The organism is Halostella pelagica, from assembly GCF_004762015.1.
GTDB classification, from domain to species: domain Archaea; phylum Halobacteriota; class Halobacteria; order Halobacteriales; family Natronoarchaeaceae; genus Halostella; species Halostella pelagica.
The window spans coordinates 328,790-344,258 of the sequence record NZ_SJES01000003.1; the positions used below are offsets into that span (position 1 = coordinate 328,790).

The 15,469-nt window shown below is 61.1% G+C and carries 11 protein-coding genes; 8 read left to right on the plus strand and 3 right to left on the minus strand.

Annotation, left to right across the window (positions count from 1 at the left end; all coding sequences use genetic code 11):
* Positions 1 to 53 precede the first annotated feature (53 nt).
* The 3 genes from EYW42_RS09825 to EYW42_RS09835 all read left to right on the plus strand — a co-directional run bounded on the left by EYW42_RS09825 (position 54) and on the right by EYW42_RS09835 (position 4,630).
* A complete protein-coding gene (locus EYW42_RS09825) occupies positions 54 to 1,067 on the plus strand; it encodes a helix-turn-helix transcriptional regulator (RefSeq protein WP_135535086.1) in 1,014 nt (337 codons plus the stop codon).
* A gap of 55 nt (positions 1,068 to 1,122) precedes the next feature.
* Positions 1,123 to 2,904: an excinuclease ABC subunit C gene (locus EYW42_RS09830; protein WP_135535087.1), complete on the plus strand. Its 1,782-nt coding sequence runs from the start codon at positions 1,123 to 1,125 to the stop codon at positions 2,902 to 2,904.
* 85 nt (positions 2,905 to 2,989) lie between these two features.
* Positions 2,990 to 4,630: a Na+/H+ antiporter NhaC family protein gene (locus EYW42_RS09835; protein WP_135535088.1), complete on the plus strand. Its 1,641-nt coding sequence runs from the start codon at positions 2,990 to 2,992 to the stop codon at positions 4,628 to 4,630.
* Between the two features lie 867 nt (positions 4,631 to 5,497).
* Here the strand turns inward: EYW42_RS09835 and uvrB are convergent.
* Positions 5,498 to 7,558, minus strand: a complete 2,061-nt coding sequence (gene uvrB / locus EYW42_RS09840; RefSeq protein ID WP_135535089.1) for an excinuclease ABC subunit UvrB — start codon at positions 7,556 to 7,558, stop codon at positions 5,498 to 5,500.
* A gap of 295 nt (positions 7,559 to 7,853) precedes the next feature.
* Between uvrB and EYW42_RS09845 the strand changes: the two genes are divergently transcribed.
* Both EYW42_RS09845 and EYW42_RS09850 read left to right on the plus strand, forming a co-directional pair.
* Positions 7,854 to 8,255: a hypothetical protein gene (locus tag EYW42_RS09845; RefSeq protein WP_135535090.1), complete on the plus strand. Its 402-nt coding sequence runs from the start codon at positions 7,854 to 7,856 to the stop codon at positions 8,253 to 8,255.
* Positions 8,256 to 8,496: 241 nt separating this feature from the next.
* Positions 8,497 to 8,769, plus strand: a complete 273-nt coding sequence (locus EYW42_RS09850; protein ID WP_135535091.1) for a DUF7553 family protein — start codon at positions 8,497 to 8,499, stop codon at positions 8,767 to 8,769.
* Between the two features lie 247 nt (positions 8,770 to 9,016).
* Here the strand turns inward: EYW42_RS09850 and EYW42_RS09855 are convergent, their stop codons facing one another.
* Positions 9,017 to 9,631: a rubrerythrin family protein gene (locus EYW42_RS09855; protein WP_135535092.1), complete on the minus strand. Its 615-nt coding sequence runs from the start codon at positions 9,629 to 9,631 to the stop codon at positions 9,017 to 9,019.
* Positions 9,632 to 9,976: 345 nt separating this feature from the next.
* Here EYW42_RS09855 and EYW42_RS09860 point away from each other — a divergent pair, with 345 nt between their 5' ends.
* From EYW42_RS09860 to EYW42_RS09870, 3 genes are all read left to right on the plus strand, one after another.
* Complete coding sequence (locus tag EYW42_RS09860; protein WP_135535093.1) at positions 9,977 to 11,383, plus strand: sugar transferase; 1,407 nt, start codon at positions 9,977 to 9,979, stop codon at positions 11,381 to 11,383.
* Between the two features lie 1,203 nt (positions 11,384 to 12,586).
* A complete protein-coding gene (locus EYW42_RS09865) occupies positions 12,587 to 12,811 on the plus strand; it encodes an NAD-dependent epimerase/dehydratase family protein (protein ID WP_135535094.1) in 225 nt (74 codons plus the stop codon).
* 2 nt (positions 12,812 to 12,813) lie between these two features.
* Complete coding sequence (locus EYW42_RS09870) at positions 12,814 to 13,920, plus strand: glycosyltransferase family 4 protein (protein WP_135535095.1); 1,107 nt, start codon at positions 12,814 to 12,816, stop codon at positions 13,918 to 13,920.
* 215 nt (positions 13,921 to 14,135) lie between these two features.
* Here EYW42_RS09870 and EYW42_RS09875 read toward each other — a convergent pair whose 3' ends face one another.
* On the minus strand, positions 14,136 to 15,344 hold the full coding sequence (locus EYW42_RS09875) for a hypothetical protein (RefSeq protein WP_135535096.1): 1,209 nt from the start codon (positions 15,342 to 15,344) through the stop codon (positions 14,136 to 14,138).
* Positions 15,345 to 15,469 lie beyond the last annotated feature (125 nt).

Genomic DNA, 15,469 nt, shown 5'->3' on the forward strand with positions numbered 1-15,469 from the left:
ATGTCTCAGTCTACCTCGACAAACGGTATAGGACAGGGCGGCGAATAGAGAGTATGACGTTGGCGAGAAGGGGGCTCGCCCTGATCGGTGTTCTTCTGGTGCTCGCGGCCCTCGGAACACCAGCGTGGGGACTGGCAGCGAACCAGGAGGGAGTCACCGACGTGGAACTATCGGGGCAGGCCGTAGCGATGAATCAGAACGACTCGACGTTCGTCTGGAAAGAGGAATCGTTCAATCTCTCGGTCTCCTTTGCTGGAGAGGAAACCCAGCAATACGACATCTGCGCGTACAGATACAACGACGGGAATCAGAGCCACACGCTGGGCTGTACCGAGAACGTGACCGCACAGAACGGCACTGTGACGTTCCCTGTCGATGCCTGGCCAGTAAACGAGACGGGTCGCGACACTCTCCAGATAGTGATGAAGACGAGCGACGGGACTCCGACTGACGTCGAGACGGAAAGCATGATGGTGATCGCCAGGGACGGAGACCTCGACGGTGACGGGTTGACGAATCAGGAAGAGTTGAATCGAGAGCTGAATATGACCGACGCCGACATGGACAAAGACGGGTTGAGCGACGGGACGGAGGTGAAAAACTACGGCACCGACCCGACCGACCCAGACACCGATGGCGACGGTCTCCGAGACGGGTTAGAGCTCCAGTTGGGGACAGACCCGGCCGACGGTAGCACCGTCGCCAAACTCAGCGCGGGTGCGCTCGTACTCGGGGTCGGACTTATCGCGGGATGGATGCTCCTGAAACGACGCCGGCAGAGCGAGGACGCTGCGGCGGCAGAACCCGAGGCGGCCGACGAGGAGGCTGCCGACGAACCCCTTCTGACCGACGAACAGCGCGTGATACAGCTACTTGAGGACAATGACGGCCGGATGAAGCAGGCAGCGATCGTCGACGAGACGGAGTGGTCGAAAGCGAAGGTGAGCCGCCTGCTCTCGGACATGGTCGACGAGGGCGAGATAGAGAAACTCTCCATCGGTCGCGAGAACATCATTCACCTCGAAGGCCACGGACCCGAGGCGGCGAAACCACCGTACAGCGAGTGAGTGTGCACAGTCCGGGACGAAGGGTACAAACCGCTGCCTCGGCTAGGGGGCATCGATGAACGCGCCGGCGGTTAGAGAGCGCGCGGACGACCTGCCTCGGGAGCCGGGCATCTACCAGTTCCGCCGGAACGGGACGACGCTGTACGTCGGGAAAGCGGTCGACCTCCGGGACCGCGTGCGCTCCTACGCGGGCCCCCGGAGCCAGCGCATCGCCCGGATGGTCGAGCGCGCCGACGACGTCGAGGTCGCCGTGACGGACACGGAGACGCAGGCGCTGTTACTGGAGGCGAACCTCATCAAGCGCCACCAGCCACGGTACAACGTCCGCCTGAAAGACGACAAGTCCTACCCGCTGGTGCAGTTGACCGACCACGCCGCCCCCCGGATAGAGGTGACGCGCGACCCCGCGGAAGACGCCGTCGCATACGGCCCCTTCACCGACAAAGGTCGCGTCGAAACCGTCGTGAAAGCGCTCCGGGAGACGTACGGCGTCCGGGGGTGTTCGGACCACAAGTACGCGAACCGCGACCGGCCCTGTCTCGACTACGAGGTCGGCCTCTGTACCGCCCCCTGTACCGGCGAGATCAGCGAGGACGCGTACGCCGGAGACGTGGCGTCAGTCCGGCGGTTTTTCGAGGGCGAAACGGGCGTCCTCTCGGATCCGCTCCGGCGCGAGATGGAGCGCGCGGCGGAGAACCGGGAGTTCGAACGCGCCGCGAACCTCCGGGACCGCCTCAACGTCGTGGAGTCGTTCCACGAGGGCGGCGGCGAGGCGGTGAGCAGTCAGGACGGCGCGCGTTCGGTCGACGTAGTGGGCGTTGCCATCGAGGGCGGCGACGCGACGGTCGCGCGCCTCCACAGCGAGGGCGGGCAACTCGTCGACCGGGAGCGCCACCGTCTCGCCGCACCGGCGGATGACGGGAACACGGGCGAGCGGGGAGAGTCCGAAAATCGCCGAGCAGACAGGTCCGGGAGTGCGCGCGTCCTCTCGGCGTTTCTCACCCAGTACTACGCCGAGCGAGACCTACCGGACGCCATCCTGTTGCCTGAACATCATGGCGACCCCGAGATAGACGCCTGGCTTGACGCCGAAGGCGTCGCCGTTCGCGTCCCCGGCGCGGGTCGCGAGGGGAAGCTGGTCGAGTTGGCGCTGAAAAACGCTCGGCGGCGCGGCGGAGACCGCGACGGGACGCGAATCCTGGCCGACGAACTCGGGATCGACAGCGCGGACCGCATCGAGGGGTTCGACGTGAGTCACGCCCACGGGAGCGCGGTCGTCGGCAGCAACGTCGCCTTCGTCGACGGGGACCCCGTGAAAGCCGACTACCGCCGGAAGAAACTGGACGAGCGAAACGACGACTACGCCAACATGCGCGCGCTGTTGCGCTGGCGGGCGGAGCGGTCGGTCGACGGCCGCGACGACCGCCCCGACCCCGACCTCCTACTCATCGACGGCGGCGAGGGGCAACTCGACGCGGCGCGGGACGCCCTCACGGAGACCGGTTGGGACGTGCCCGCCGTTGCGCTCGCCAAAGACCAGGAGCTGGTCGTGACGCCGTCAGGCGTGTACGACTGGCCCGACGACGCGCCGCAACTTCACCTCCTCCAGCGCGTACGCGACGAGGCCCACCGCTTCGCCGTGCAGTACCACCAGACGGTTCGAGACGAGGTTTCGACAGTTCTCGACGACGTTCCCGGCGTCGGCCCGGAGACGCGAAAGAGTCTCCTCCGGCGGTTCGGCAGCGTCGAGAACATCCGGGATGCCTCGCCCGAGGAACTCCGAACCGTCGACGGCATCGGGGCAAAGACGGTCGAGACGCTATCCACTCGCCTGTAACGCCGAATACCGGTCGTCCGGGGCCGTGATCTGGCCGATCCATGAGATCACAAATGATTAATAATAGCATATGGTATCGCTTACCATGGCATCGGACTTCGGAGCGCTGTCGCTCGTACCGCCGCTTCTGGCCATCGCTCTCGCGATCATCACGCGCCGGGCGATGCTGTCGCTGTTTCTCGGCGTGTGGATCGGGGGCGCTATCGTCGCCGGCGCTGCGGCCGACACCGTCCTCGAGTACGCCGCAACGCCGTTTACAGGCGTCATCGAAGCGTTCGGCTGGATAATCAGTTCGATAGGCGAGAGCACGTTCCAGGCGAAGATCATCGTGTTCACGTTCCTGCTCGGTGCCGGGATCGCGTTGCTGTGGCGTCTCGGCGGGTCGCTCGCCGTCGCGCAGTTCGCTAGGTCCCGCGTCGACTCCCACCGTCGGGTGGGGATCGTCACGTGGCTGTTCGGGATGGTGTGGTTCTTCGACGACTACGCCAACACCGCCATCGTCGGGTCGGCGATGAAGGACATGGCCGACAACATGCAGATGTCCCGAGAGAAGTTGGCGTACATCCTCGATTCGACGGCCGCCCCCGTGGCGACGTTCGGCATCTCCTCGTGGGTCGCGTTCCAGATCGGCCTCGTCCAGACAGCCTACGAGAACATGGGCATTCAGGGCGACACGCCGTCGGCCACCGCGACGTTCCTCTGGTCGATCCCGTTCAACGTCTACTGTCTGTTCGCGCTCCTGATGGTCGGCATCGTCGTCGTCACCCAGCGCGACTTCGGCGAGATGCTCGACGCGGAGACCCGCGCCCGCAGGACGGGTAACGTGACGCGAGAGAACGCCAACCCGCTCCAGAGCATGAAAGAAGACCTCGGCAACCCGGTCACGGACAACCCCCGACTGCGGACCTTCGTTTTCCCCGTCACCGTCCTCGTCGTCGTCGTCATCGGCGGCGCGGCCTGGACCGGTTACGCGCCCGGCAGAGACGCGCTCGGCATCGCCGAAAACGCCGACTTCACCGGCGCGCTCGTCTGGGGGTCGTTCGGCATGGTGGCGACCGCGCTCACCCTCGGCCTGATCGACGACCACATCGACCTGGAGGAGGGGATGGAGACGGTGCTCGACGGGTTCGGCATCATGCTCCACGCGGTCAGCATCCTCGTGCTGGCGTGGTCCATCGGGTCGGTCGCCACCGCGCTCGGTACCGGCGACTACGTCACTGGCATCGCCGAAGGGTTCGTCAGCCCGATGATGCTCCCGATCGTCATCCTGTTCACCTCGGCGGTCATCTCCTTCTCGATCGGTACCTCGTGGGGGACGATGTCGCTGGTCACGCCCGTCGCCGTCCCGCTGGCGTGGTCGATCGGTAACCAGAGCCCAGAGATGATCGCTGTCGCGGTCGGAGCGGTGTTCAGCGGGTCGATCTTCGGCGACCACTGCTCGCCCATCTCCGACACGACGATCCTCTCGTCGACGTTCGCCGGGTCCGACCACATCGACCACGTCCGGACGCAGATGTACTACGCCGTCACGGTCATCTCTGTCGCGACGCTCGCGTACCTGATCTACGGCGTGACCGGTCTCGGGCCGGCCGTCTTCCTGCCGGTCGGTGCCGTGGTACTGTTCAGTCTCGTGTACGCCCTTTCCGAGTTCGACGCCAACCGGAAAGACGTCCCCGCGAAGCCGTTCGACGGGACGACTGAATCCGGGACCGTCGGGGACGACTGATACTGTCGGCGGTAACTGTTTGTGCGTGGTTCGCCGGGTCGGTCCAGCGAACCTATTCAATGACTTACAGCCGACAGTATGAGAGGAACTATCAGTTGATCAGCCGGTTACAATCGGCACTTATCGAACGCAGTTCGTCTCCGACGCGTCTCTACGCTCTCCGTCGGACACGTGAGGGCGGGATACCGTCTCAGTTCGAGTAAGCGTCAGCGGTACGTTCCCCACGCTTCGACGGATCCCGGTTTCTCGCCGTACAGGCAGACGGGTCGAAAGGTTGGGTTGGGGTGGGGTGTGGGACCAGTTGCAGGGCGGCGTCGGGAGCTGCTACGGACGGACGTCGCTGGGTCAGACGTTTCGTGGGGACGGTCCCGCGAAACTCTTCAACGACGTCCGTCGGCGCGACTTCAGAGGGACTGCTGTACGTCATTCCGGTACGTCGCCGACACGTGTCAGCGAACACCGGGACACAGTTACAGCAGTCCCTATCAGGCAGTCGGTTGGCGTGGCTGTCAGGGACGGAGGCGTCGGAGCAGATCAGTGTCGATGTCTGGCAACGACCGGACGACACGGGGACTCCAGGCGGCCTCCGCACTCGGATAGAGATAGGGCAGTATATTAACTCCGGGCCCTCGTTTTCAGAGCCAGAAACCGGGAAGAGGTTTTTAAGTCATGTCTGCCATACAACAGCGTTGGGACCCGCTATCACACCGCTCTAAGGCTCGACAGACATCGCTTTTCGAAGAGACGTACTGTCGGCTGTACCTTCGGAACGATACTCGGACACCCGGGGTCCGATATTCTGCAAGGGATTACAGCCGACAGTAGCAGGGCGGGAAACGCTAGTCGTGAGAGCTCTCCGGTGTACTCCTAGAACTCGGGGTCGATCTCGGGCGCGACGCCATCGTCGCCGCCGTCCAGGTCGAATTCCTGACGGAGTTCGCGGATGCGGTCGCGGATGTCCGCCGCGAGTTCGAACTCCAGATTGTCGGCGGCTTCCTGCATGCGCGCCTCTAACTGCTCGATCCGGCGGGCCGCCTCGTCGGCGTCGTCCGGTCCCTCGCCGGTCACGTCGCTGGTGTCGGTCTCGCTGCCGGGCAGGTTCGTCTGGCCGATCTCTTTCTCGATGGTCGTGGCCTCGAAGCCGTGTTCCTCGTTGTACTCCTGTTGGATCCGCCGGCGGCGCTGGGTCTCCTCGATGGCCGCTTCCATCGCCGACGAGCGCTCGTCGGCGTACAGCACCACTTCGCCGTTGACGTTTCTGGCCGCACGACCCATCGTCTGGACGAGCGTGGTCTCCGACCGCAGGAACCCCTCCTGGTCCGCGTCGAGGATGGCGACCAGAGAGACTTCGGGGATGTCCAGTCCCTCGCGGAGCAGGTTGATGCCGACGAGTACGTCTATCTCGCCGAGGCGGAGCGAGCGGATCAGTTCGTGGCGTTCCAGGGTGTCCGTCTCGTCGTGCATGTACGCCACGTCGACGCCCGCTTCCTCGAAGTACTCCGTCAGGTCCTCGGCCATACGCTTCGTGAGCGTCGTGACGAGGACGCGCTCGTCGCGGTCGACGCGGTCGTCGATGCGGTCCATGAGGTCGTCGACCTGTCCCGTCGCATCCGCGACCTCGACCTTCGGGTCGACCAGGTGGGTCGGGCGGACGATCTGCTCGACTATCTGGTCCGAATGCTCGCGCTCGTAGTCGGCGGGCGTCGCCGAGACGTACAGCGTCCTGTCGACGCGGTCGGCGAACTCGTCGAACGTGAGCGGGCGGTTGTCGTACGCGGTTGGCAGGCGAAAGCCGTTCTCGACCAGCGAGTCCTTCCGCGATTTGTCGCCCTCGTACTGGCCCTTGATCTGCGGGAGCGTCTGGTGCGATTCGTCGATGACCGTGAGGAAGTCGTCGGGGAAGTAATCGAGCAGGGTGTACGGCGCGTCGCCCGGTTCGCGGTCGCCGAGGTAGACCGAGTAGTTCTCGATGCCCGAGCAGTAGCCCGTCTCCTGCATCATCTCCAGGTCGAAGGTCGTGCGCTCCTCGATGCGCTGGGCCGCGATCATATCGCCCGCTCGCTCGAAGTAGGAAACCCGGTCGTGCATGTCCTCGCGGATCTCGTCCATGGCGGTCTGCAACTGCGGTTCCGGGATGGAGTAGTGTTCTGCCGGGTGGACGAGCACGGCCGGTTCCTGGCTCTTGACCTCGCCCTCCAGCGGGTCGATCTTCACCATCTGGTCTATCTCGTCGCCCCAGAACTCCACTCGGACGGCGTAACGGCCGTACATCGGGTATATCTCGACGGTGTCACCGCGGACCCGGAACGTCCCCTGCGTGAAGTCGACGTCGTTGCGCTCGTAGTTCAGGTCGACGAGTCGGCCGAGCAACTCGTCGCGGTCGATAGTTTGGCCGACTTCGAGCCGCATCGACATGTCGACGTAGTTCGACGGGTCACCGAGGCCGTAGATCGCGGAGACGCTCGCGACGACGATAACGTCGTCACGCGTCAGCAGTGAACGCGTCGCGGAGTGGCGCAGGCGGTCGATCTCGTCGTTGATGGAGGCGTCCTTGTCGATGAAGGTGTCCGTCTGCTCGACGTAGGCTTCGGGCTGGTAGTAGTCGTAATAGGAAACGAAATACTCGACGGCGTTGTCCGGAAACAGGCTGCGGAACTCCTCGTACAACTGCGCGGCGAGGGTCTTGTTGTGGGCGATGACGAGGGTCGGTTTCTGTATCTCCTCTATCACCCACGAGACGGTGTTGGTCTTGCCCGAGCCAGTCACGCCGAGTAGCGTCTGCTCGTCCATCCCCTGACGGTAGCCCTCGGCCAGTTGCTCGATGGCCTCCGGCTGGTCGCCCGCGGGGTCGAACGGCGCGTCGACGCGAAACGGTCGTTCCTGATCGGGACGGTCCGGGGAGAGCGGACCGGAGTTTGCGTCGCTCACAGTGGACAACGATACGGTCTGAAGTTACTTTACGCGCTCGGTCGGGTGCTTCCTCGATGTTCGAACGACGGGGTTCGACGTATCTGAACCAGAAGCGGAAAAACACGTCACCGATCCCGTACAGTGTGCGCTGCGACTGTTTATTATGATAATTATTATTCAGATACTGACTCGTAGCCATCGACCATCGTGGGGGACTGCAGACATCGTGTGCGGCCCGTTCCCCTGACAAACGTTCCCATATATTTCAGCACAGAAACACTTAATAGCAACCCCGAACACCTATACGATACTGATGAAGTTTGACGTTAGATTTACCCGCTCCGAAAAGCTGGGGATGACGGGAGCAATGACCGTCGTCCTCTCCGCCTTCCTCCCCTGGATTACGCTCGGTCTCGGTCGCGTCTCCGTCTCCGGCCTCGCCGTCGGGTATCCCGGACAGGTCACGCTTGCGCTCGGTCTTATTGCGTTCGCCGGGATCGCCCGCTGGGGGTGGCGAATCAAGACACGCGCGCTCCTCGCCGCCGTCGGCCTAACGACCGTCGCCGTTGTCTGGTTCACTCTGGCGTACGTCACCGGCCGCGCGAACCTCGGTCTCGGTCTCGTCACGACGACGATGGGAGCGACTATCCTCCTCGCCAACGGGGTCTACGGCCTCGCCGGCGATTACGTCGGGCGTCACCGCGTTACGGCCTGAATAGCCACCCCCCGTGACTTCCGTCGCAGAATCAGACGAATTTCTTCACCCGCCAGACCGCTCCGCTTCGACCGATCAGACCTGACCAGACAGAATTCGGATAGGGAGCGAACAAGTGCGAGCGAATGCGTAACCCGAATCAGAGAGCACGAGTCGAGTACTGCTGACCGACCGCCGCGAGCGACTCGACGGCCGCGGGGTTGTGACAACTTCTTTCATCTAGCTGTGCCTACAGCCGAGCATGAGTCGAGACGAACTCGAACGCGTGAGCGAACTGCTCCGCGACGCCAGCGCGGCGGCCGACGACGACGAAGCAAGAGAGCGCCTGTACGACCAGTCAGACCAGTTCGCCGACCTCGCGACAGCCGACCGCGGCCCGGACCACGGCCGACTGGCACGCCACGAGCGGATACTGGACGAGATCGGCGACGACGAGAACGACGAGGTGCGGTCGGCTATCGACGAGGCGCTCGCGGAGATCCGGTCGTACCGCGAAACGCTTGAGGGCGTCTGAACTATAGCGGACCAGTCCGAAGCAGTTCGGATGTCCGCGAGAATTCGGGGACCGGGGTGTGAGGGATAACGTCGATCACCCGGATGGCGCGCTGGCCAGCGAAAGCGAGCGAGTATCGAACGAGATGCGAATTCGCGCCCCGAGGTGAACGGTCTCGTAGACTGCTCACTGACCGAGCGCCTGAGAGCGGAGACGGTCGCGGCTTCGAATGCGAAACCGTCCACTCGTCGATAGCTGGAACTCCGATTTAGCAGACTGGTTTCGGATTGACGCCCATCGCCTCTAACTTCTCGACGTAGTCGTCGTACGCCGCCTGGATCGCTCCACCTGCGGCCTCCGCTGCGCGGCCCCAGTCCTCGTCGCCGTCGCACAGATCGCCGAGGGCGGCGACCGCCTCGTCGCGCAGGTCGTCCAGCGACCCACCGTACCCACGGAACGTGGACGCCGTCTGCGGGTCCGCCTCGCCCGTGAAAAAGCCCGACATCTGGGTGGCGCGCTTAGACTCCGCGAGCGCCGCGCCGACGAGCCCGCCGACGCGGGAGACGTCATCGTCGAGCCCTCGGAGGTACACCTGTATCGCCGGCGTCCCGTGTGGGTCGTGGTCCGCCACGTCGTCGACGACGGTTTCGTACTGGTCGCGCTCGACGACTGCGGCGTCGGCGATGCAGTCGACGCCGGTGTCTTCGGTCCACTCCTCGTACGTCTCGGCGGCGGCGAGGGCGGACGTCGCGGCAGCATCGAGGACCGCGTCGCTCTCCATCTCCCCACCCGTGAGCGCGTAGAGCGCCTTCGAAGAGCCGAGTCGGGAGAGCGCTGTTTCGTTGTCGTCGCGGACCGTATCGAGGAAATCGTCGGCGGTCATGTCGACGCGTACGCAGAGGACGCGTTTGTAAGCATCGTCCTTGGCAGTTGTTGGGCAGGAGACGGGAAATCCGAGAGCGTAGATACGCTAACACGCTCTCGTCACCGCCGGCGCGTCGTCTCGGTCGCATCTCATCACGTACTCCGTCGTGTCGCCGTGGTTTGGGTAGGCAGCAGCAAGCGAGACGCTTCCCGCGATCACCGCCGGGCGGGTTCCGGTAGCGAAAAACGCCGACGGCGGGTACCGGATCGTGCGTAGTTGGATATCGGGGCCGAGAGTTGCCCCCGACCGCGAAAGCCGTTGGTAACGCAGTCCTTATACCGGTGCGGCAGTGTCACATGTACGATGACAACGGGATGGCGCTACCGGACGCTCTCGGTGACGGGCGTCGCCGGGCTGACGGCGCTGGCCGTGCTGGTGGCGAATCACGCCATTCCGCAGTACCTCTTTACGACGTACGTTCCGCTATTCAACCGTCTCGACGTCACCGTGTTAACGGGGATGTCGCTCCGACGGGCGCTCTCGATGAGCGTCTTCTTTACGATCATGGCGCTGATCCCGATGTACAAGCCCCGGCCGCGGCGGATCCTCGATGCGGTGTTTCTGACCCAAAAGCGCGTGCTCGTCTGCGGGTTAGCGCTCGCGACGCTCGGGTACTTCCAGTGGTCCCACCGGTTGCCGCGGGCGACGCTGGTGATGCTGACCGGAATCCTGTTACTTGTGCTTCCCGCCTGGTTCGTGGCTATCAGGCGGCCGATCCCGGGCGAGATAGACCGGACGATAATCGTCGGCGACGACCTGGCGCAGATGAGGACCGTTCGCGAGGCAGTGGACGGTGACTTGCTCGGGTATCTGTGTCCGACGGCCGCGTTGCCGATCGCCGAACCGGAGCAGGCGCTCGCTGACGGCGGCGTTGCCGGACTAGAAAACATCGACCATCTCGGCGGACTGTCCCGGGTCGAGGACGTGCTGGTCGAGTACGACGTCGATACCGTGGTGCTGGCGTTCGGCGAAGCGGACAGAGGGGAGTTCTTCGGGGCTCTGGACGCGTGTTACGAACACGGCGTCGCGGCGAAAGTGCACCGGGACTACACTGATTCAGTGCTGACTCCGGATACGAGCGTGGGGCCGTTAGTGGACGTGGAGGTGGAACCGTGGGACTGGCAGGACTACGCGTTCAAGCGGACGTTCGACATCTGCTTTGCGGCGTTCGGACTGGTCGTCTGGGCCCCCGTGATGCTGGTCATCGCCGTTGCGATCAAACTAGACAGTTCCGGTCCCGTTCTGTACAAGCAAGACCGGACCGCGGTTCTCGGGGAGACCTTTCCCGTGTACAAGTTCCGAAGTATGGTTCCGGACGCCGAGGCGAAGACGGGCGCGACGATTAGCGAAGAGGACGCGGGCGATGTCGACCCCCGAGTCACTCGGGTTGGCCGCGTGTTACGGAAGACGCACGTCGACGAGGTGCCGCAGCTGTGGTCGGTGCTGAAAGGTGACATGAGCGCCGTGGGACCGCGGCCGGAGCGACCGGAGTTGGACTCCGACATTCAGACCGGCGTCGTGGATTGGCAGAAGCGGTGGTTCGTGAAGCCTGGGTTGACAGGGCTAGCGCAAGTGAACGACGTTACTGGTGCTGAGCCGGCAGAAAAGATCCGGTATGACTTGCAGTACGTGAAACAGCAGTCGTTCTGGTTCGACCTGAAGATCGTGATACGGCAGGTGTGGATCGTATGTATGGATCTGCTTCCGTGAATATTGAGCGCGGTAGTGCTCTGGGATTGATCTATTCGGGAATTAAACGGTATTTCACCGAAACGGCTCCACTCTCACCACGATGCGGATTCTCCGTATTGCTCAGAGAATGTGTCCCAGGGTGAAAAGGGTAAGGCATTATCTTCGAGTTCGTCGTGGAAAGCTTCAGGTTTATTTGAACAGCTTTCGATTTCTTTAACGATCACATCTATCCGCTGGTGATCTAGCCGATGTGGAATCATCGCATCACCTGGCAGGCTATTGGTACTTAAAATCGGCGGGCATTTTTCCAGCCAAACTCGCGTTTCCGGTATCGGAGATAATAAGGAGTAATCCGAATTGTCATGAGAGCCATTACAGCATCTCTCAATAGATCACTTCAGGCAAAGAGGGGATTCTGGCTCTGCACCAAGGAGTAGCAAAGTGAAAAGCAGCCAACTATGGATCTGAATTCATAACTGATGGCCTACAAGATGAGGATCTGGCACATACTTATGATACGGAGACGGACGAGTCTTGCCGCGGCCGGTCCCGAACAATACGAACTTCGGACATCGCGACATCTTCGCTCAACACGACGCCGTCCACGCTCCGGCAATCTCCGATCCGGTGCTCAAATCGGGTGATATTGCGCAGGAGGTCAATCTCGCAACGCGGACAGTCCGGGACCGATCAATCATGTTAGAAAAGAAATCTTTCTCTCAAAAAGAATGTCGGTAGTTGAACGGCTGGTGGGCCATGTCCGAGAACTTGGCTGTTGAATCTTCCCCCGACAGGGTAGTGCGATTATCGATACGTTTGCGAAGGCTGGTGCAGTCTATGGTCCTAACACTCCGACCCCGTCTTAACCACTGCGGAGGTTTCTGACTATACCGGTTTGAGTTCTCGGCAGGTTCGGGAACATCTCTTCGAAAGGGTGGGAAACCTAGAACTAATACACAAACAGTCGGTAGTGAGTCAGTCTGGTAGCTAGTGATATCTACAGTCCCACTCGACCGTCACTTGGTGACTTCGACTGGACCGTGCAGTAATATAGCGTATCGACGTGGGCTGTCCCGAGGACCGAGAACGTACCAAAGAAGTTCTAACAGGGAAAGGTTGGTAGCGGTGAGACGACCGAAGAATCGATGGTTGAGTCCGATGCTTCCACCGAGTGACGCGAATACAGTAGACCTTTTACTGTAGCCCGGTTCGGAGCCAATAATGCGGATACTCGTTATGGGCGGTGCCGGGTTCATCGGCGGCCACCTCACACAGCGGTTTGCCGCTGACGGCCACGATGCCGAACACACCCACGCCAACAGCTCGAAGACTTCGGAGTTGCTCGGCTACGATCCGAGACGGACAATTCAGGAAGGTGTCGCGGAATTCGTCAAGTGGTACCATTCCAATCGGAAATGGTACGAGCCGTTAGTTCTGGAGAGTTAATCATGCGTATTCTTCGTGTTGCACAGAATCTTTATCCCGAGGTTCCCGGCGGCGGCACCTACCACGTCCACGCGATGAGCCGAGATCAGGCTGCGGTGGGCCACGACGTGACAGTGCTGGCTGTCTCCGATGACGAGAGTTTGCCGCGGCGAGAAGAGCGGGACGGGTATACAGTGGTGCGCCGGTCGTCAACGGTCGAATTGCTGAGCAACGATATCTCACTAGGTGTCGCGCGCTTTCTGCGCGCAGCTGATGACTTCGATGTGATACACGCCCACTCTCACTTGTACTTCTCGACGAATTTAGCCGCAATAAAGCGGCGTCTGGATAATATCCCACTGGCGATCACGAACCACGGCCTGTACAGTCAGAATGCTCCCAAGTGGCTATTCAATCTCTACCTGTGTACTGTGGGCCGATGGACGTTCAATCAGGCTGACGTCGTGTTCTGCTACACCGACGAGGACAGGAAACGCGTGCGGGAATTCGGTGTTAATTCCCAAATAAAAGTCATTCCGAACGGTGTGGATACTGAACGGTTCATACCGGACGGAGAGGCAAGCGAGATGATCGACCACAATGGGCCCGTGGTTTTGTTCGTCGGTCGATTGGTTAGGGGCAAACGACCGGAAGACGCAATCGATGCCGTGTCGCGTCTTCCAAAAAGACTGGAAACGAAGCTATATATGGTAGGTGACGGGCCGTTGCGGTCGGAGTTGAAAACGAATGGAGATCAGGACGATGTGGAATTTCTCGGTCAAGTGGCTTATGAGAAGATGCCAGCAGTGTACCGATCCGGAGACATGTTGCTATTGTCCAGTCAAGCAGAGGGGTTGCCACGGACAATATTAGAGGCGATGGCGACGGGTACGCCAGTCGTCGTCACTGACCTGGAACAGGTTGCTCCTATCGTGAGTGGCGCCGGAGAGACGGTTCCTGTTGGTGACATCGATGGCTTTGCCGAGGGCATACGCCGGGTACTGACGTCCCCTGAACAGTACGAGCCGCGCTCAAACGTTTCGGAATTTTCGTGGTCCGATACAGTCCAACGGACGACTGATTCACTCCTGAGTCTCGTAAACGAAGCAGCTAATGGGACCGCGGAGTGAATTCGATTATGGACGCTCTTGAGCTGATTCGTCAATCGAGGTTCTACCAAGCCATCACGACAGTTCGCCGGTGGACTGCCGAAAGAACGGCTGTCTTAATTCTGATCGACGAACGAGTCCAGAAGTCGGTCCTCACGGCTATTCTTCTCCTCAGTTTAGTCAATGTCTTTGCCACGAACGCGAACGCCGCTGTGAAGTTCCTGAGTTTCGCGCTGTTATTCGTGTTGACTGCTGTCGTGACGTGGTCGATCACCGACCCACGACCGGAGTGACTGTTCCCATCGTTCGACGACAGGGGCAGCAGCAACAACGAGCAAGAAGGTAAAGGGAATACGGTGGCGAACCGTCGTTCCGAAGTTTGCATCAATTATCCCGTATCCGAGGATTCCGACGATGTAGACCGTGGCAAGCCCGAATAAGATGATTCGGTCGGTCTTGCAGTTGGAGACTGAACGATAGGCTGCGAGGGCGAAGAGGGCGAGAACGGGCGTCATCACGGCTGCCAAGAAGTCAAACGTGCTCGTGACGTGTAGTGGGAACGGAGCGAACTGGAAGTAAATGGCACGGGTAGGGGCGGCAAGGAGCATGTCAAACCACCTATCGTATTGCATAAATTCCAGATACGCAGCTCCACCACGCGTCCGATACTCCATCCTCCTAGCAATAGAGACGACGGGCAATCGCGGACCAACAATTGGAAGAGAAACAAGCCCGCCGAAACCGGCGAGTGCAACCAGTGATTCCGTAGACGGCGGTGAATCCTCCACAAACTCGATCGTATAAATGATCGCAGCGACGCCAACGCCACAGAGTATCGCAAACACGAGTTCCCTACGGAGTAAAGAGAGCATGCCGAACAAGGGAATCGTCGGAAGCCAGAGACTCGGGGTGTTCGTCCGATACCCTCGAGCAGCTAACGCAAGAATGGTGAACAACACCAGCACATTGAGTGCGTCCCGGATCGGAATCGTGAGAAAGAGGAAGGGGAGCGGGAAGTAGAGAATCAGGGCAACGATTCCATCAGTCGAATTGAGGTTTGGATAGAGCTGTTTCGCCAGGTCGGCAGCTGGAACGGCAATCAACACGCCGATGAGTCCGTTGATTATCGAGACCGTAGTGGGGTCCGTCCCGAAGACGGTGTAGACAAGTGACTGAAAGGCAGCGAATGAGTTGACGGTGGAGCTACCTTCGGGAGGAACGCCAGATAAGAGGTGAATCGCGTGTTCGTGAAACTTCCTGATATCCCACCGAAACGGGAGCGACGGAAGGACAAAAACGGAGGTGGCGACGTGCCCCAGGAGTGCAAGTCCACCGAACCAGCGATAGAATGTGCCACCGACCCTGTTGGAGACGAGGATGAAGACGCTAATCACGACGGCTACCGCCGCGGTGACATTTAGTGAGAGAGCAGCCACTGGACTCATATCTGCGTATATGAAGTTCCGTTTTTATACATTGCGGTCACAGATTCAACGTCTTCTGTAAACCATATGTTTCTCCCAGCGAGTGTAGACATTCCCGATATACTTAGCGTGGTCACAACACCCTC